Below are 16,998 nucleotides of genomic sequence, written 5' to 3' on the forward strand. Positions count from 1 at the left end.
GCTCAGTCCTTCACGGGCGCAAGGGGGCCGGGCGGTGTCGCGGGGGCGTGCGGTGCCGCCTGGTGCACGGGCATGCGCTTGCCCAGGAACACCGTGGCGATCACGGCCAGGGCAAACCCGACCGTGGTGAGGTCCAGGTGCTCGCCCAGCAGCGGCACCGCGAACAGCAGGCTCAGAAACGGCTGGATCAGCTGGATCTGGCTCACCCGCACGGCACCCAGCGCCAGCGCGCGGTACCAGGCGAAAAAGCCGATCCACATCGAGAACAGGGCCACATAGGCAAACCCGACCCAGCTCATGGTGCCGATGGACGATGGCACGGCGGGTGCGAACCACCAGGTCACGGGCAAGGTCAGCGGCAGGGCGCAGGCCAGCACCCAGCAGATCACCTGCTCGGCGCCCAGACTGGGGGTCAAGCGCGCGCCACCGATGTAGCCCAGGGCGCCGGTGGTCATGGCGATGATCAGGTAGATGTTGGCTGCGCCCAGGTAGAAGCCGCCGGCGCGCCAGGCCATGAAAGCCAGCACCAGGCCGCTGCCCAGCACGGCGCAGGCCCAGAAGCCGGCCGACGGGCGTTGCCGGAACCACAGGGCACCGAGCACGGCCGTGGACAGCGGCAGCAGCGCGGTGACCACGGCCCCGTGCGTGCTGGGCACATGCCGCAGCGCCAGCGCGAGGAACAGCGGAAAGCCGACGATGACACCGAACGCAGTGACGCCCAGCACGGGCCACTGCGACCGCACGGGAACCCGCAGGCGCCCCTGGGCGTGCTGCCAGCCCAGGTAGGCCAACGACAGCAGCCCCGCCACGGCCGCACGGCCGAAGGTGACGAACCAGGGCGACAGCTGCGGTGCATCGACCGGGCCGACGGCCAGGCGCGTCATCGGCAGCGTGGCGGCGAACAAGGTGACGCCCACCAGGCCCCAGACCAGGGCTTCGCGTTCCTGAGCGTGGTTCATGGTCATAGCGTCACCATCCAGGCAGCCGTGGCCACCAGCACCCCGGCCAGCGCGCGGTTGAACCAGAGCAGGCGCGAACCCTGCGCCAGCCACTGGCGCAGCAGCGAGCCGACCAGGGCATAGACGAAATTGCTCGTGAAGGCGAACACCATCATCACCCCGCAGATGATGGCCAGGCGCTCACCGGGGTTGGCCGAGGGCTGGCCGGCGGCATTCACCACCCAGCCCGCGCTGAGCGTGAGCGCCAGCATCCAGGCCTTGATGTTCACGAACTGCAGGCCCACGCCCTGCCAGAAGGTGACGGAGAGGCGGGAGCTGTCCACGTCCGAGAGCTGGCCGGCGCGGCTGAGCTTCCAGGCCAGCCAGAGCATGTAGGCCACGCCGAGCAGCGTCACGGCCATGCGCAGGGCCGGCACGCCGGTGATCAGGGCGCCCAGGCCCAGGCCGCTCACCAGCATCAGCAAGGTCCAGCCCGTGGGCACGGCCAGGCAGAAGTTGAGTGCCCGGCGCAGACCCAGATTGGCCGCCAGCGCGGTGGACAGGGTGGTGTTGGGCCCCGGCGAAAAACTCATCGCGGTGCAGAAGACCAGCAGGGCAGTGAGTTCGGCGGCGGTCATGGGTGGGGGCTTTGGAATCGTGGGCTTGTCAGCGTCTGGCCTTCACTGTAATCTTCTGCACCAATACACAACCAGTACAGTACAGCAGCGCAGTTGGTGATCTGTATTGGTTGTCATGGCAGTACACAGGCCCTGTGAGGATTCCCGCATGCTGATGAAGACCACCACCCAGTCGCTCACCGAGCAGCTTTCGGCGCGCTTTGGCGAGCGCATCCGCAACCGGCTGCTGGCGCCGGGCGCGCGCCTGCCCTCGGTGCGCCAGTGCGCGCTGCAGCACAGCGTGAGCCCCTCCACCGTGGTGGCCGCCTACGACCAGTTGCTGGCCCAGGGTCTGGTGGAGGCGCGCAAGAACCGGGGCTTCTTCGTGCGCGAGCTGGCCCCCGTGGGGGCCGATGCGCCGGCCACCGTGGATGCGGTGGCCATGGAGGCTGCGGGTGGCAACTGGACCACGGCCCACTGGTTTGCGGCGCGGGGCGCGGGGCGTGGTTCGCCGCCGGTGAACGCCACGGCGCTGATCCGGGGCATGTTCCACAAGATCAGCGACAAGCCCCAGCCCGGCATGGGGGTGCTGCCGCCGCAGTGGCTCGAATCCACCTTCATGCCCGCGGCGGTGCGCAAGGTCACCAGCACCCGGGCGCTGCAGGAATACTCGCTGCAGTACGGCGAGCCGCTGGGCGACAGCGGGCTGCGTCGCCAACTCGTCAAGAAGCTGGCCCAGCTGAGCGTGCACACCGCGCCCGAGAACATCATCACCACCGTGGGTGCCACGCATGCGCTCGACATCGTGAGCCGCACGCTGCTGCGCCCGGGCGATCCAGTGATGGTGGAGGAGCCCGGCTGGGCCGTGGAGTTCGCGCGCCTGGCGGCCCTGGGCATGCACATCCTGCCGGTGCCGCGCCGCGCCGACGGGCCCGACCTGGAGGTGATGGCCCGCTACTGCGAGGTGCACAAGCCCAAGCTCTACGTGAGCGTGAGCGTGTTCCACAACCCCACGGGCTACTGCCTCTCGCCGGGCAGCGCGCACCGCATCCTGCAGCTGGCCAACCAGCACAATTTCCACATCGTCGAGGACGACACCTACAGCCATATCGCGCCCGAACATGCCACGCGCCTGACGGCGCTCGACGGCCTGCAGCGCACCATCTACGTGAGCGGCTTTGCCAAGATTCTCGCGCCCAACTGGCGCATCGGCTTCCTGGCCGCGCCGCCGGCCCTGGTCGAGCAACTGCTCGATACCAAGCTGCTGGCCACCCTGACCACGCCCGCGCTGCTGGAGAAGGCCCTGGCGCTGTGCATCGAGCAGGGGCAACTGCGCCGCCATGCAGAGCGCATCCGCACCCGGCTTGATGCCGCGCGCTCGCGCAGTGTCAAGCTGGCGCTCAGCGCAGGCTGCACCTTCGCGGCCGACCCGGCGGGCCTGTTCGGCTGGGTGGATACCGGGGTGGACACCGATGCGCTGTCGCAGCGCATGCTGGACGAGGGCTATCTGCTGGCCCCGGGCGCGTTGTTCCACGCCGAGCGCAAGCCCAGCACGCTCATGCGCATCAACTTCGCGACCACGCAGGACGCCACGTTCTGGCGCACCTTCGAGCGCATCGTCCGGCAAAGCCGCTGACCGCGCGGGCGCCGTCACCTTCGCTGCCTACAATGGCCTTTTGATCTGATCGCAAGGGAACCATGGACCTACAAGGACGCTGGGCCGCAATGACCGATGGCCTGCAGTCCATGGTGCAGTTCTTTCCCGGTGGGCATGAGGGGCTGCTGACCACCATCTCCGTGGCCTGGAGCCTGTACATCGCCGTGCTGGCGGTGTGGATCATTCTGCAAAAGCGCGCCCCGGTCTCCACGCTGAGCTGGATCCTGTCGATGGCGCTGCTGCCCTTCGTGGGCTACGTGGTCTATTACTTCTTCGGCCCGCAGCGGCTGCGCAAGCAGCGTCTGAAGCGCATGCGCAGCCAGTCGGCGCTGTATGCCCATGCCGACTTTGCCAGCCTGCGCGGCACGGCGGCCGCCGCACCCCAGGCCCTGCGGCAACTGGTGCTGCTGGGCGAGGCCAGCTGTGACCTGCGCGTCTCCACCGCCACCCAGGTGGACCTGCTGGTCGACGGGGCCGAGACCTTTGGCGCTATCTTCGACGCCATCCGTGCCGCGCGCCACCATGTGCACCTGGAGTACTACATCTTCGAGCCCGACGGCATTGGCACGGCCCTGCGCGACCTGCTGGTGGACAAGGCGCGAGAGGGCGTGATCGTGCGGCTGCTGGTCGATGCGCTGGGCTCCAAGCGGCTGGATCGGCGCTTCCTGGCACCGCTGCAGGAGGCGGGCGTGCAGGTGGCCTTCTTCCATGCATCACGCATCGGGCGCCGATTGCGGCCGGTGATCAACTTCCGCACCCACCGCAAGATCGTGGTCTGCGACGGCGTCGTGGGCTTCACGGGCGGCATCAACATCACCGACGAGGAGGACCAGCGCGCCCGACGCGATGCCTACCACGACGTGCACCTGCGCATCGAGGGCGGGGCCGTGCGCCTGCTGCAGATGACCTTCATGGAAGACTGGGTCTACACCACGGGCGAGGGCCCCGGTGCCGTGGCGCGCGAGAGCCGGCAACTGCTGCCCGCCACCGAGCCGGGCGACCATCCGGTGCAGATCCTCACCTCGGGCCCGGACAATGCCAACGAGGCCATCCACCGCATGTACGTGGCGGCCATCCACATGGCGGCAGACCGGGTCTGGCTCACCACGCCGTATTTCGTGCCCGGCGAGCCCGCGCTCATGGCACTGACCAGCGCGGCGCTGCGCGGGGTGGACGTGCGCATTCTCGTGCCCCGGCGCAGCGATTCCTTCGTGGTGAGTGCGGCGGCGCGCTCCTACTTCGACGAGCTGATTGCTGCGGGCGTCAAGGTCTGGGAGTACACGGCCGGCATGCTGCACTCCAAGACCATGCTGGTGGACGACCAATGCGCCTTCATCGGCACCGCCAATTTCGACAACCGCAGCTTCCGGCTCAATTTCGAGGTCTGCGCCGTGGTGTACGGGCAGGCACTGGCGCTGCCCCTGGCCCGGCAATTCGAGATGGACCTGCGCAGCTCCAGTGCCGTGCAGGCGCGCCGCCGCCAGGCCTTCGTGCCGCGCCTGGGCGATGCCGCAGCCCGTCTGTTCTCGCCGCTGCTGTAGCGGCTCGAGGGGGCTCCTAGCGTTGTACTTCGATGTCGGAGAGCACGCGCAGCAGGCCGCGGTTGACTTCTTCGAGGTCCATCTCCTGCGTCTCGCACAGGTGGCGGATGGCGCTCGCATCGCCCGTCTCCAGTGCGCAGGCCATCTGCAGGCTGGCGGCATAGGGGCCCGTGCGCAGCACGGTGGCATCGTAAATGCGCTCGGACAGCGGGATGCGGTGCAGGATGGTGCCCAGGGGCTCCTGCATCAGCTCGTCGATCTGCGACAGCAGGCCGCACAGGTAGATCTCGCGGCGCAGGTCGTTCTCCACACCGGCGTTGAGCAGCTGCGTCATGAGCTTGGCGCGCAGCACCATGGATTCGCGCACGGGCAGCATGTTGGGGTCGGTGTTGGCGTGGGGCAACTGGTCGGACAGCCAGCGCTTGATGGAGCCATAGCCCATCATCACCAGCCCCCGGCGCAGCGAGTCGATGCCGGTGCGCAGGCCGAGGGCCGCCGAGTTGGTGTAGACCATGAAGCGGTAGGCCAGCAGCGGGTCCTCGCCCATGATGTCCTCGAAGGTCTCCAGCGACTGCTCGGCGTCGATGGCTTTCTGCAGCTTGGCGATCACCGCGTGCGAGGGCTGCTGCGGCGTGTGCCGCAGGGTGTAGAGCACGTCTTCCGTGGGCCAGCCGGCCAGGGCCAGGGCGTTGTGCTTGTCCAGGCAGTGCTCCATGAGGGCACGGCTGGGGATGTTCTCGTACATCTGGCCGGCCAGGATGGGGCTCACGGCACGGGCAGGCGCCTTGCCCGCCGGGCTGCCGGGCCGCGGGTTGGCCTGCAGGGCGGCTACCGCGTCGGCCGGCGTCAGGCTCAGCAGGCTGTTGTCGAAACACTGGGCCACGGCAGGCTCGGGCAGCTTGCCGATGTCGCCGCGCCACACCAGCTTCAAGCCGCGCTGGTGCGCGGCTTTCACGAGGGCATAGATGCCCGAATCCTGCAGCCAGTCACCCCGCACCTCGATCCACGGGGCGCCCCGGGGCGCATGTTCAAGCATGTCGGCCAGCACCTGGTGGGTCTGGGGCGACAGCAGCAGGGGGGGCGAGCTGGCCGACCACAGCTCCTGCAGCGTGCGCAGCAGGTGGCCGGTGTCCACCATGCTGGCGGGAGATTCGTTCTGGACGTACAGCTCTATGGCTGCAAGCTTGCGGGCGCGATTCCACAGGGGGCGGTACCCCAGGATCAGGCTGCCGAGGACGGATTGGACCATGGGCTCTCAGGCGTTGTCTCGTAGGGGCCTGTCCCCCCGGTCCGGCAAGGACATTGCGGCGTGGGCAGGCCCGCTTTAACTGATGAAATTGAACAGGGACAGCTTCTGGACCGTGGCATAGGACTTGAGTGCTGCCTCGTAGCCCACCTGCTGGTTCTGGAAGTCCGAAATGCCCTTGATCATATCCAGATCCTCTGCCCGGGAGCGGTCGCCTTCGAGCTGGACCGAGCGCTTTTCCTGGTCGCCCGTGATGCGGTCGGCGCGGTTGAGCAACTCGCCCGAGTAACTGCGCATGTTGCTGATGCGGTCCAGGCCGATGTCGATGTTGGTCAAGGCCTGTCCGACAGCCTGGGTCGCGGCGTTGCTGTTGGGCGCTGCCCGGATGTCGCGGATCGCACTGTCCAGTGTACTGAACACGCTGGCAGTGGGCTGCAGCGTGATGGCGTCGCCATTGGCTGGCGCACCGGTGATGTCGAAGGTCAGACCCGGCACACCCGTCACCGAGATGGTCACGGGCTTGTCGGTCGGATAGTCGGGCACCACGACGGGGGCCGACACCACGCCGGTGGTGGTGTTGGTGATGGTGTAGGTAGCCGTGCTGGTGCCGACCGTGGCGCCCGGGCCCACCGCGCTGAAGGCGATGGAGTAGTTGTCTCCGGTCACCAGGCTCAGGTTGGTCGGCTTGACGCCGGTAGTGGTCAACTGCTGGTTGTTGTTGACGGTCGCCGGGTTCACCTGCACGTTGTAGGCCCCGTCGCGCTGGGGCTCAAACATGAAGGCGAATTCACCGTCCAGCGTGTTCGGGATCGACACACCGGTGCTGCCCGACTGTCCGGGCTGCCCGTTGAACAGATAGTCCGGCGAGGTGGACTGTGGGCCCAGGAAAGGCGCCAGTGCGCTGCCCAGTGCGCCCAGCAGGGGAATGCCGTTGGTGTCCTTGCGGTTGGCCACTTCCTGCAACTGCTCGCGGATGCCCTGCAACTGGTTGGCGATGGTGGCGCGGTCGCTGCTGGTGAGGGCCGGGCTGCCGGCACTGACCATCAGTTCGCGGGCACTCTGCACCAGCCCGATGGCATCGCCCAGCGAGGACTCGGCCTGCGCGATGGCGTTGCGCTGGGTTTCCAGCGCGCGCTGCTCGGTCTGGATGCGGGTGATGCGGGTGAGCGCGCGTTCGGCCTGCGCGGCCGAAACCGGATCGTCGCTGGCGCGCACGACGCGCTTGCCTGAGGTCAAATTCTCCTGCAGGTTGGACAGGTTGGTCTGGCGCGCGCCCAGGTTGCGCAGCGCGTTGTCGTACATGTTGGCGGTGCCAAGGCGGTAAAGGGTATTGCTCATGTCGAACTCCTGGACCTGTTCTCAAACATCAACGCGTCAGACCCTGCATCAGGGTGTCGAAGACGCTCTGTGCAATCTGCAGCATTTTGGCGGATGCCTGGTAGGCCTGCTGGTACTGGATCAGCTTGGCCGCTTCTTCATCGAGGTTCACGCCCGAGACCGCCGTTCGGTCGCGTTCCAGGTTGCCGGCGATGGTGGTGGACAGCTCGGCAGCGAACGTGGCGCTCTGGGTGCGCGTGCCCACCTGGGCCATCAGGCCGGCATAGCCGTCGCTGAGCGTGGATTCGTCGAACATCTTCACGTCGCGCAGGTTCATGAGCGATGTGGCGTTGCCGGCGTTGCGCGTGTAGTTGTCGCCGTACTGGGGGTCCAGGGAGTTGCCCACCTTCACGGTGTCGCCGGACTTGGGCGTGCCCTGCAGCTTGATCTCCCAGCCGTCGATGGTGATGGGCGTGCCCGAGGTGTAGGGCAGGCCGGCCGTGCCCGAAGGTGGCGTGGTCGATCCCGTCACGGTGTAGGTGGTGGGCGGGCCGGCGGCAAAGGTCAGCGTCACGCCGCCGGGAATGGGCGGCGCCACCAGGCCATTGGCCGTGGCCTTCAGGCCTGCCAGCTGCAGCGTGCCCCCATTGGTGGTGCCCATGGCCGCATTGATGGGGTTGGCCGCCGCCAGGTCGCGTGGCGAATACACCAGCGCCTTGATGTTGGAGCCCGCCGTGCTGAAGGGCTGGAACAGCATGCGCTCGCCCGGCGCGCCTGGCGTGGTGAGGTTGAACTGCAGGCCGTCGATGGTGAGCGTCGCCAGGTTGGCGGCGTCGGTGAAGGCCGTGGCCTTGCCGTCGGACAGGCGCACCACCTGGCCGGCCGTGCCGGTGGTGAAGCGAATCTCGTAGTCGGAGGCGGCGAACTTGGTCGGATCCGTGAAGCCCACCGTACCGACGCCCACGCCATTGGTCAGGCCGGGCATGCTGGCCGGCACAGAGAACAGGTCCTTGCCCATCTGGCCGTCCAGCGTGAGGCCGAGCTTGTGCTGCTCGTTCATGGTCATGCCGATGGCCATGGCCATGCGCCCGAGCAGGTTGCGGCTTTCGGCGAGGTCGGTGTTGTTGAAGCGCAGCAGCCCCGAGACCGACCCGCCGCCCATGGTGTTCTCGTCCACTTCGATGGCCGGCGATCCCGGGCGATTGAAGAACAGCTTGAGCTGGCCGCTGCCAGGGAACTGCGTGGCATCGTCCACGGACACCTGCGACGGCGTGGTGCCCAGCACCAGCGGCTGGCTGCCGCCCACGAACAGGCCGATCGTGCCGTCGTCCGCAGGAATCTGCGTGGTCTGCACGTACTGGTTCATCTCGCGGATCAACTGGTCGCGGTTGTCGAGCAGGTCGTTGGGGGTCTGGCCGTTGCCCTTGGCGCGTGCGATCTGCTCGTTCACGGCGGCGATCTGGCCGGCCAGGCTGTTGATGGCGGTGATGCTGCTTTGCAGCTGCTCGTTCACCGTGTACTGGATCTCGTCGACACGCTCGCCAGCCGAGCGCATGCGGGACGCCGTCTCGTCCATGCGCGTGAGCGCCAGCGTGCGGGCCGTGATGTCGGTGGGTGAGCTCACCACGTCCGAGAAGGCGTTCATCATGTCGTTGATGGCGGCGCCAAGGCCCGTGGCCCCGCCGCTGAACACGTCCTGCAGCTGGCGCAGGCGCTCGGCGCGCACGATGTCGCCGGCCTGCACGGATCCGGCGCTTGCCGACTGGCGCGTGAGCAGCTCGCTCTGGTTGCGCAGGATGGTCTGCACGTCCACACCCTGGCCGATGTAGCCGCCACCCGTGAACTGGCCCTGCACGGTCTGCAGCACCACGCTCTGGCGCGAGTAGCCGGGCGTGTTCACATTGGCAATGTTGTTGCCTGCAGTCTGCAGGGCCACCTGGTTGGCAAGCAGGGCGCGGGCGCCGACGTTGAGCAGACTCATGGCTTACCTCGTGTTCTCAAGCCTGCGCACGCTGCTGCTGCGCACGCTGCACGCTGTTGATGGCGCCGCTGAGCTTTTTGGCGTACTCGGGGTCGGTGGCATAGCCCGCCTTCTGCAATGCGGAGGCATAGGCCATGGCCGAGCCGGACTGCGCCACGGACTGCGCCTTTTCATAGCGAGGGCTTTCCTTGATGAGGCGCGCGTAGTCGCGAAACGAATCCTCGTACGAGTCGTAGGCCCGGAATTTGGCCACCACCTTGCGCGGCGTACCGTTGATGTATTCGGTGGTCGTGATCTCGGCGACCTTGCCCGTCCAGCCCTTGCCGGCCTTGATGCCGAACAGGTTGAAGGAGTTGCTGCCGTCGGCGTTCTTGATCTCGCTCTTGCCCCAGCCGGTCTCGTGGCCGGCCTGGCCGAGCATGAAGCTCGCGGGGATGCCACTCTCCTGCGCCACCTTCTCGGCCGTGCCGCTCAGGTGCTGCACGAAGCCGTCGCGGCCCTTGGGCGCCTGGCCTACCGCCTCGGTGCTGGCAGGGCTGGCGCTCACCTTGGCGGCTGCCGGACGCTGCACCTGCGACAGGCTCACCGTGGAGGGTGTGGAAAAGGACGGGTCTGGCCCACCCATCTGGCGCGAGAGCTGGCGCGCAATGGCTTCGGACAGGCCGCCCGACTGGCCGGCCATCTGCACCGACAACTGCTGGTCGAGCAGGTCGGTGCCCAGGTCGCCCTGGGCGCCATCCATGAGCCCGGATTTCATCGTGGCCTCGCGCATGCTCTTGATCAGTTCGCGCATGAACAGCGATTCGAACTGTTTGGCCGCTTCCTTGGTGGCCTGGGGGTTGTTGTTGCCGGCCTCGTACTTGAGCGCGTTCAACGAGCGAACGTCTGCCGCCAGCGCATTGGACGTGCTGGTGGTGGAGGACGAAGGCAGCGTGAGGGACATGGTCAGATCACTTCAAGCTCGGCGTTCAGTGCGCCGGCGGCCTTAATGGCCTGCAGAATGGCCAGCAGGTCGCCGGGCGTGGCGCCCAGCGAGTTGAGCGCGCGCACCACGTCGGCCAACTGGGGCGAGGGCGGCATCTGGATGATGTTGCCGGGCTCCTGGTTGATCTTGATGTCGCTTTGCTGCGCGACCACGGTCTGCCCCTGCGACAGCGGGTTGGGCTGGCTGATGACGGGGCGCGAACTGATGGTGATGGACAGGTTGCCGTGCGCGATGGCACACGAACCTAGGGTCACCGCCTGGTTGAGCACGATGGAGCCGGTGCGGGCATTGATCACCACCTTGGCGGCGGGGGCGGACAGCTCGAACGGCAACTCTTCCAGGTCGGCGATGAAGCCTACGCGGGCGCCAGGGTCGCTGGGCGCGCGCACCTGCACCGTACGGCCGTCGAGTGCCGTAGCCAGGCCATTGCCCAAGCGGCTGTTGATGACCTGGGCCACGCGGCGTGCGGTCTGGAAATCGGAGGCGTTGAGGCCCAGGCTGATGGTGTCGCCCTCGTTGAGGGGCGTGGGCACGGAGCGCTCCACCTGGGCGCCCAGGGGGATGCGGCCGGCGGCCAGGTGGTTGATCTGCACCTTGCTGCCACCGGACGATGCGCCGGCACCGCCCACCACCAGGTTGCCCTGGGCCAGGGCGTAGATTTCACCGTCGGCGCCGCGCAGCGGTGTGACCATCAGCAGGCCGCCCTTGAGCGACTTGGAATTGCCCATGGACGAGACGTTGACGTCGATCTGCTGGCCGGGCTGCGCAAAGGCCGGCAACTGGGCCGTGACGATCACGGCGGCCACGTTCTTGAGCTGCAGCTGCGAGGCTGTGCCGGGCGGCAGGCTGATGCCCATCTGCTGCAGGTAGTTGGACATGGCCTGCGTGGTGTAGGGCATCTGCGTGGTCTGGTCACCCGTGCCGTCCAGGCCCACGACCAGGCCATAGCCGGTCAGCTGGTTGCTGCGCACGCCCTGCACCGCCGCGATTTCCTTGATGCGCAGCGCATGGGCCGGCCAGGCCGCGCACACCAGCGTCAGGGCGATGGCACAGAGCCACAGCGCGCGCAGGGGGTGTGCCAGGAAGGGGGAGGGCAAGGCTTTCATGGCCTCCATTGTGGGCTGCTGCCGCCCAGGGGAATGGCCAAAAAGAGGCGCATTCACCCGCCTTTTGGAAGAGGGGCCTGGTTACATTTTCCGCACCCGCCCGCCTGCGCTGCCTGGCTTTGGCAGGCCCCTGCGAATCACTCGCAATAGCTGTTCGTGAAGCCCTTCCAGGGCTTGCGCAGCATGAATGGCAGGGTGTCCCAGGCGCTCCAGGTGCGCGGATCGTCGAAGTTCACCGTGGCGGCCGGCGCGATGATGGCCGTGACCAGCCAGACGCCGGAGTCCAGCCCGTGCAGCGTGAGGTTGCCACCCAGGATCACCTCGGTCTGCGCCCCGCCCAGGTTGTCGGACACGGCGGTGTAGGCGTCCGTCGTCTGGATGTTGCCGGGTGCCACGTACACCTTGAAGATGGCGCCGGTGGTGATCAGCGGCGAGCGCACCAGGGGAAAGACGAAGCTGCCGTCCCGGTGGAAGATCACATACACGTTCTGCAGCGTGCCCGGGGTGGTGCCCACCGCAGCCTTGCCGGCGTCGTATTTGAGGGTGAATGCGAACTGGTCCAGTGCCGTGGCGTCGCAGGGCGAGAACTTGATGCCTGCGGGCAGGGTCTTGTTCTTGGAGGCGGTTTCGGAAGCCGAACCCTTGGGCGCGGCCAGTGTCAGCGCCACGGAGTAGGCATAGGTGGTCGGCTGCGCCTGGGCAACTGGCGCGAATGCAGCGGCCAGCGCCGTGAGGCCACAGGCCAGGAAGCTGCGGAAAAAAGACATCGTGAACCTCGGGTCTGAATGCGAAAGGGGCGCTGCGCCGCCTGCCCTGGTCGGGGCAGGTCGCATGCGTTTGGTCACATTTTGTATCAGAACGGTGTCACGGTGTTGAAGAAGCGGCCCAGCCAGCCGGTGACCTGGGCCTCGCCCTGGGCGCCGCGCCCGCGCGATTCCACGCGCACATTGGCCACCTGGGTGGAGGCCACGATGGAGCCGGGTTGCAGGGCACGCGGATCCACCGTGCCGGAGAAGCGCAGCACATCCACGTTCTGGTTCACGCCGATCTGCTTTTCGCCGGCCACGACCAGATGGCCATTGGGCAGCACGTCGATGACGATCGCCGTGATCGAGCCCTGGAAGGTGTTGGCGCTCTCCGTGCCGCCCTTGCCTTCAAAAGCATTTTCCGAGTTGGCCCCCACGCCCAGCTTGTCGGTGAACTTCTGGCCGGTGAACGGCAGTGCCGTCACGCCGCTGCTGACCTTGGAGGTGCGGTCCACGGTGGACGAGGATTTCTGGCTGGCCGTCACGTTCTCCACGATCTGGATGGTGACGTTGTCGCCCACCAAGCGTGCACGCCGGTCCTCGAACGAGGGGCGGTAGCTGGCGGTGTGGAACAGGCCGCCGGTGACTGGCGGTGGCGTGCGCGGCGCCATGGCCAGGGGCGGCGGGGCGGTGGGCAGGATGTCCACGGGGGGGGGCGGGGACATGCTGGCGCAGCCTGCGCTCAGCACGGCGGCGGCCAGGGCCGGCCATGCAAGGAGACGGGTGCGGGCGCTGTGGTGCAAGGTGGAGAGGAATGTCATGGCGAGGGTCCTGGCGCAAGGGCTTGTGGCCTGTCTGCTTACATCTGGCTCAGCTTGGCCAGCATCTGGTCCGAGGTCTGGATGGCCTTGGAATTCATTTCGTAGGCGCGCTGGGTCTGGATCATGGTCACCAGCTCCTGCACCACGTTCACGTTGGAGGTTTCGAGGTAGCCCTGCATGACGGTGCCCAGGCCGTTGGTGCCCGGCGTTCCCTGCTGGGGCTGGCCGGATGCGGCGGTTTCGATGAACAGGTTCTGCCCGCGCGGCTCCAGGCCACCTGGGTTCACGAAGGTGGACATGGCGAGGTTGCCCAGGGGTTGCGGTGCGGTGTTGCCCGGTACCGTGGCGGACACGGCGCCTTCGGCGCTGATGGTCACGCTGGTGGCATTCGGTGGCACGGTGATGCCATTGGCAATCGGCAGTCCGCTGGAGTTCACCAGGCGGCCCTGCGAGTCGAGCTGGAACGAGCCGTCGCGGGTGTAGCCGATGGTTCCGTCGGGCTGCGTGACCTCGAAGAAGCCGTTGCCCTTGATGGCCACGTCCAGGTTGTTGTTGGACTGCTGCATGCTGCCCTGCATGAAGTTGCGGGCGGTGGCCACGGTGCGCACCCCCAGGCCCAGGTGCAGGCCGGTGGGCAACTGGTTCTGCTCGGTGGTCTGGGCGCCCACCTGGCGCAGGTTCTGGTAGATCAGGTCCTCGAACACCGCATTGGCGCGCTTGTACCCGGTGGTGGACACATTGGCCAGGTTGTGGGAGATGACGTCCAGCTGGGTCTGCTGGGCTTCCATGCCGGTCTTGGCAATCCACAGGGAGTTGATCATGGCGTTTCCTTGCGCTTATGGGGATGGTCAGCCGTTGATGCTCAGCAGCTGGCTGGCGGCCTTGTCATTGGTTTCGGCGGTCTGCAGCATCTTGATCTGCTGCTCGAACTGGCGCGAGGCGGCGATCATGCCGACCATGGTCTCCACCGCGTTCACGTTGGAGCCCTCGATGGCCCCTGCCAGCAGGCGCGCATTGGCGTCGTTGGGGAGCGGGTCGCCAGAGGTGGTGCGAAACAGCCCGTCATCGCCGCGCTTGAGCGGGTCTTCGGGGGTGGGCGTGGCCAGTTTCAGGCGGCCGATGGCAGCGGGGGGCTGCCCTGCTGTCTTGGCGGTGAGCGTGCCGTCCGAACCCAGCGAGACCTCCGAGCCTGGCGGCACATCAATGGGGCCGCCGCCGTCGGACAGCACGGGCAGGCCGGTGTTGGTGAGCAGGGCACCTGTGGGCGAGACCTCCAGGCCGCCGTTGCGGGTGTAGGCCTCCACGCCATCCAGGCCCTGCACGGCAAACCAGGACTTGCCGATGGGCATGGCATCCAGGGCGCGGCCCGTGCGTTGCACGGGACCGGGCGTGTCCACGTGGCCCGAGGTGGCCTCCAGCGCGAACACGCGCGTGGTGGAGCCGTCGCCTTGCAGCGGTACGGAGCGGAAGGTGGACATCTCCGCGCGAAAGCCGTTGGTGGACACGTTGGCCAGGTTGTTGGCCAGAACCGCCTGCCGGTGGGCAGCGGCGTTGGCCCCGGTCATGGAGGTGTAGATGATGCGGTCCATGGCGTTTCTCTGCGGTCAGGAGGTCATGCGCTGGATCAGCGCAGGTTCACCAGGGTGGACATGATCTGGTCCTGTGTCTTGATGGTCTGCGCGTTGGCCTGGTAGCTGCGCTGCGCGGTCATCATGTTCACGAGCTCGGCCGTGAGGTCCACGTTGGAGTCCTCCAGCGCACCCGAGCGCAGGGCGCCGAAGTTGCCGTCGGTGGCCGTGCCGGTGACCGGCTGGCCCGATTCGAAGGTGGCGACCCAGTTGTTGCCGCCCACCGAGGCCAGGCCCTGGGTGTTGCGAAAGCTCGACAGCGCGATCTGGCCCTCGGCGCGGGTGACGCCGTTGGAGTAGCGCGTCATGATCATGCCGTTGTTCTCGACGTTGATGCCCGTCAGGTCGCCTGCGGTGTAGCCGTCCTGGGACAGGTCGGACACGGCGAACTTGCGGCCGAACTGCGTGACGTCGTCCAGGTTCACGTCCACGTTGTAGGCGGGCAGGTTGTTCGGGTTGGGCGGTGTGGGGTTCACGCTGAGCGCCAGCGAGAAGCCGGTGGCCGGCGGCGTGGCGGCCGGGCCGGTGATCACGCCGTTGTTGTCGAAGGTGATCTGGCCGATGGCCGTGCCCACCACGGGCGGCACAGCCGTGGGATCGTCAAGGGTGTCGTACACGTCCCAGGTGTTGTCCGTGGCGGTCTTCTGGAAGTACAGGTTGACCGGCTTGGCCACGCCCTGGCTGTCGAACACGTTGATCGAGGTGCCGTAGGTGGCGCGCGGGGTGGCTGGCACGGGTGGTGTGGCGGCCGGGTCGCCAGCGGCGTCGGTGGCGCGCGCGTCCAGATTGAAGGCCGCAGTGATCTTCGTGGTCTGCTTGGCGGGGATGGGTTCGGACGTGGGGAACACCATGGGAATCGGGTCGGTGCCCGTGCGCAGGCCCGTGGCCGGATCAATGGGGTAACCCATCACCTTGGCGTTGTCGTTGGTGACCATGTTGCCCACCTTGTCCAGCTTGAAATTGCCGGCGCGGGTATAGGCCGAGGAGCCGTCGGGCAGCTGCAGCGTGAAGAAGCCGTTGCCGTTGATCGCCACATCCAGGCTGTTGCCGGTGATGGTCAGGTTGCCCTGGGTGAACTGCTGCGCCACGTTGGCGGTTTCCACCCCGATGCCGGCGTTGGAGCCCCCGGCCGAGCCGATGGCATTGGCCACCATTTCGGCAAACTCAGCACGCGATGCCTTGAAACCCACGGTGTTGGAGTTGGCGATGTTGTGGCCGATCACATCGAGGTTTTTGCTGGCGGCGTTCAGGCCGGAGAGGCCTTGCTGGAAACTCATGGTGTTCTCCTTGGAGGGGGCGTGTTCAGTGAAGAGTGGGCGGTTGGGGCGTCAGACCAGCGACTTGATCTGGCTGTAGTTGATGTTCTTGCCGTTGGCCAGCGTGAGCACCAGTTGGCCGTCGGTGGCGCCTGCCGCCGTGACTTTGGACAGGGTGAGGGCCGTGGATTCGAGCGTGGTGGCGCCATTGACCGCCTTGACGCGGAACTGCAGGCCCGCAGTGCTGCCCTTGTAGGCACTCGCATCCCATTCGAAGTTGTGGCGCCCCTGGTCCTTGGGGCCCAGGTCCAGGGTATCGACCACCTGGCCGCCGGGCGTCACGACTTCCACCTGCACCTTGGTGGCGGCGTACGGAATCTCGAAACCGGCCTTGCCCACGCCATCGGCCACGGTCATGCCCGTGCCTTCGGTCAGCACGTTGCGCCCGACCAGGGTCGTGCCCTGCATGACCTGCAGCGAGTTGAACTGCGCGGCCATGCTCTGCATGGTGGTGTTGAGCTGCTGGATGCCGGTGACGGTGTTGATCTGTGCGATCTGCGAGGTCATCTGGGCGTTGTCCAGCGGGTTCATCGGGTCCTGGTTGTTCAGCTGCGCAACCAGCAGCTTGAGGAACCGGTCCTGCGAGGCCGCAGGGTCGTTGGCCGCGGTCGCCTTGGCATTGGCGGTGTCGGCGGTGGGGGAGGCATTGGTGGCGCTGAGGATCATGGCGAGGGTCTCCCGGGGTTACTGGCCCATCTGCAGGGTCTTGAGCAGAAGTGACTTGGCCGTGTTCATCACCTCGACGTTGTTCTGGTACGAGCGCGACGCTGAAATCATGTTCACCATCTCCTCCACGGCGTTCACGTTGGAGTGGGTCACGTAGCCTTGCTCATCGGCAGAAGGATGGCTGGGGTCGTGGATCTTGCGGCCGGGCACATTGCTTTCGGTGATGGCGCTCACGCGCACGCCGTCTGAGCCTTCCTGTCCCATGTTGGTGGTGCGAAAGACCACCTGGCGGGCCTGGTAGGCCTTGCCGTCGGGGCCGGCCACTGCATCGACGTTGGCCAGGTTGCTGGCCACGACGTTCAGGCGCTGGGACTGCGCACTGATGGCGCTGCCCGAAACGTTGAAGATGGAGAACATGGACATGGTGGGGTGC

General features: G+C 67.0%; 16 protein-coding genes. 2 read left to right on the forward strand and 14 right to left on the reverse strand.

Annotated features, from left to right (window positions below; all coding sequences use genetic code 11):
* Nucleotides 1-2: 2 nt before the first annotated feature.
* Nucleotides 3-959 (reverse strand): DMT family transporter, encoded by a 957-nt coding sequence (locus ASE31_RS22755; RefSeq protein ID WP_057204143.1) that lies wholly within the window; start codon nucleotides 957-959, stop codon nucleotides 3-5.
* Between the two features lie 2 nt (nucleotides 960-961).
* Nucleotides 962-1,576, reverse strand: a complete 615-nt coding sequence (locus tag ASE31_RS22760) for a LysE family translocator (protein WP_057204071.1) — start codon at nucleotides 1,574-1,576, stop codon at nucleotides 962-964.
* A 148-nt stretch (nucleotides 1,577-1,724) separates the two neighbouring features.
* Here ASE31_RS22760 and ASE31_RS22765 point away from each other — a divergent pair, with 148 nt between their 5' ends.
* Both ASE31_RS22765 and cls read left to right on the forward strand, forming a co-directional pair.
* Entirely contained in the window at nucleotides 1,725-3,191 is a 1,467-nt protein-coding gene (locus ASE31_RS22765) for a PLP-dependent aminotransferase family protein (RefSeq protein WP_057204072.1), read from the forward strand.
* 110 nt (nucleotides 3,192-3,301) lie between these two features.
* Nucleotides 3,302-4,753: a cardiolipin synthase gene (gene cls / locus ASE31_RS22770; protein ID WP_082604318.1), complete on the forward strand. Its 1,452-nt coding sequence runs from the start codon at nucleotides 3,302-3,304 to the stop codon at nucleotides 4,751-4,753.
* Nucleotides 4,754-4,769: 16 nt separating this feature from the next.
* Here the strand turns inward: cls and ASE31_RS22775 are convergent, their stop codons facing one another.
* The 12 genes from ASE31_RS22775 to flgC form a co-directional block, all read right to left on the reverse strand.
* Nucleotides 4,770-6,002 carry an HDOD domain-containing protein gene (locus ASE31_RS22775; protein ID WP_057204074.1) on the reverse strand — a complete coding sequence of 411 codons (1,233 nt, stop codon included), beginning with the start codon at nucleotides 6,000-6,002 and terminating at the stop codon, nucleotides 4,770-4,772.
* A 75-nt stretch (nucleotides 6,003-6,077) separates the two neighbouring features.
* Nucleotides 6,078-7,337 (reverse strand): flagellar hook-associated protein FlgL, encoded by a 1,260-nt coding sequence (flgL, locus tag ASE31_RS22780; RefSeq protein ID WP_057204075.1) that lies wholly within the window; start codon nucleotides 7,335-7,337, stop codon nucleotides 6,078-6,080.
* 28 nt (nucleotides 7,338-7,365) lie between these two features.
* Nucleotides 7,366-9,297 carry a flagellar hook-associated protein FlgK gene (gene flgK, locus ASE31_RS22785; RefSeq protein ID WP_057204076.1) on the reverse strand — a complete coding sequence of 644 codons (1,932 nt, stop codon included), beginning with the start codon at nucleotides 9,295-9,297 and terminating at the stop codon, nucleotides 7,366-7,368.
* Nucleotides 9,298-9,313: 16 nt separating this feature from the next.
* A complete protein-coding gene (flgJ, locus tag ASE31_RS22790; protein ID WP_057204077.1) occupies nucleotides 9,314-10,240 on the reverse strand; it encodes a flagellar assembly peptidoglycan hydrolase FlgJ in 927 nt (308 codons plus the stop codon).
* A 2-nt stretch (nucleotides 10,241-10,242) separates the two neighbouring features.
* Entirely contained in the window at nucleotides 10,243-11,397 is a 1,155-nt protein-coding gene (locus ASE31_RS22795; protein WP_057204078.1) for a flagellar basal body P-ring protein FlgI, read from the reverse strand.
* A 128-nt stretch (nucleotides 11,398-11,525) separates the two neighbouring features.
* Nucleotides 11,526-12,155, reverse strand: coding sequence for a hypothetical protein (locus ASE31_RS22800; protein WP_057204079.1), 630 nt, complete (start codon nucleotides 12,153-12,155; stop codon nucleotides 11,526-11,528).
* Nucleotides 12,156-12,241: 86 nt separating this feature from the next.
* On the reverse strand, nucleotides 12,242-12,955 hold the full coding sequence (locus ASE31_RS22805; RefSeq protein ID WP_057204080.1) for a flagellar basal body L-ring protein FlgH: 714 nt from the start codon (nucleotides 12,953-12,955) through the stop codon (nucleotides 12,242-12,244).
* Nucleotides 12,956-12,993: 38 nt separating this feature from the next.
* Nucleotides 12,994-13,776: a flagellar basal-body rod protein FlgG gene (flgG, locus tag ASE31_RS22810; protein ID WP_057204081.1), complete on the reverse strand. Its 783-nt coding sequence runs from the start codon at nucleotides 13,774-13,776 to the stop codon at nucleotides 12,994-12,996.
* A gap of 27 nt (nucleotides 13,777-13,803) precedes the next feature.
* Nucleotides 13,804-14,544 (reverse strand): flagellar basal body rod protein FlgF, encoded by a 741-nt coding sequence (locus ASE31_RS22815; RefSeq protein WP_057204082.1) that lies wholly within the window; start codon nucleotides 14,542-14,544, stop codon nucleotides 13,804-13,806.
* Between the two features lie 35 nt (nucleotides 14,545-14,579).
* Nucleotides 14,580-15,860, reverse strand: coding sequence for a flagellar hook protein FlgE (gene flgE, locus ASE31_RS22820; protein ID WP_057204083.1), 1,281 nt, complete (start codon nucleotides 15,858-15,860; stop codon nucleotides 14,580-14,582).
* A gap of 51 nt (nucleotides 15,861-15,911) precedes the next feature.
* Nucleotides 15,912-16,565: a flagellar hook assembly protein FlgD gene (locus ASE31_RS22825; RefSeq protein WP_057204084.1), complete on the reverse strand. Its 654-nt coding sequence runs from the start codon at nucleotides 16,563-16,565 to the stop codon at nucleotides 15,912-15,914.
* Nucleotides 16,566-16,583: 18 nt separating this feature from the next.
* Nucleotides 16,584-16,988, reverse strand: coding sequence for a flagellar basal body rod protein FlgC (gene flgC, locus ASE31_RS22830; RefSeq protein ID WP_057204085.1), 405 nt, complete (start codon nucleotides 16,986-16,988; stop codon nucleotides 16,584-16,586).
* Nucleotides 16,989-16,998: the final 10 nt, after the last annotated feature.

It is taken from the genome of Acidovorax sp. Root217, assembly GCF_001428645.1.
Classification (GTDB): Bacteria; Pseudomonadota; Gammaproteobacteria; order Burkholderiales; family Burkholderiaceae_C; genus Acidovorax.

Coding starts and splice junctions, on each gene's coding strand:
- flgC (WP_057204085.1), bottom strand. CDS start 16,988: ATGTCCATGTTCTCCATCTTCAACGTTTCGGGCAGCGCCATCAGTGCG.
- flgE (WP_057204083.1), bottom strand. CDS start 15,860: ATGAGTTTCCAGCAAGGCCTCTCCGGCCTGAACGCCGCCAGCAAAAAC.
- ASE31_RS22755 (WP_057204143.1), bottom strand. CDS start 959: ATGAACCACGCTCAGGAACGCGAAGCCCTGGTCTGGGGCCTGGTGGGC.
- cls (WP_082604318.1), top strand. CDS start 3,302: ATGGTGCAGTTCTTTCCCGGTGGGCATGAGGGGCTGCTGACCACCATC.
- flgL (WP_057204075.1), bottom strand. CDS start 7,337: ATGAGCAATACCCTTTACCGCCTTGGCACCGCCAACATGTACGACAAC.
- ASE31_RS22795 (WP_057204078.1), bottom strand. CDS start 11,397: ATGGAGGCCATGAAAGCCTTGCCCTCCCCCTTCCTGGCACACCCCCTG.
- ASE31_RS22825 (WP_057204084.1), bottom strand. CDS start 16,565: ATGATCCTCAGCGCCACCAATGCCTCCCCCACCGCCGACACCGCCAAT.
- ASE31_RS22765 (WP_057204072.1), top strand. CDS start 1,725: ATGCTGATGAAGACCACCACCCAGTCGCTCACCGAGCAGCTTTCGGCG.
- flgJ (WP_057204077.1), bottom strand. CDS start 10,240: ATGTCCCTCACGCTGCCTTCGTCCTCCACCACCAGCACGTCCAATGCG.
- flgG (WP_057204081.1), bottom strand. CDS start 13,776: ATGATCAACTCCCTGTGGATTGCCAAGACCGGCATGGAAGCCCAGCAG.
- ASE31_RS22815 (WP_057204082.1), bottom strand. CDS start 14,544: ATGGACCGCATCATCTACACCTCCATGACCGGGGCCAACGCCGCTGCC.
- ASE31_RS22760 (WP_057204071.1), bottom strand. CDS start 1,576: ATGACCGCCGCCGAACTCACTGCCCTGCTGGTCTTCTGCACCGCGATG.
- flgK (WP_057204076.1), bottom strand. CDS start 9,297: ATGAGTCTGCTCAACGTCGGCGCCCGCGCCCTGCTTGCCAACCAGGTG.
- ASE31_RS22805 (WP_057204080.1), bottom strand. CDS start 12,955: ATGACATTCCTCTCCACCTTGCACCACAGCGCCCGCACCCGTCTCCTT.
- ASE31_RS22775 (WP_057204074.1), bottom strand. CDS start 6,002: ATGGTCCAATCCGTCCTCGGCAGCCTGATCCTGGGGTACCGCCCCCTG.
- ASE31_RS22800 (WP_057204079.1), bottom strand. CDS start 12,155: ATGTCTTTTTTCCGCAGCTTCCTGGCCTGTGGCCTCACGGCGCTGGCC.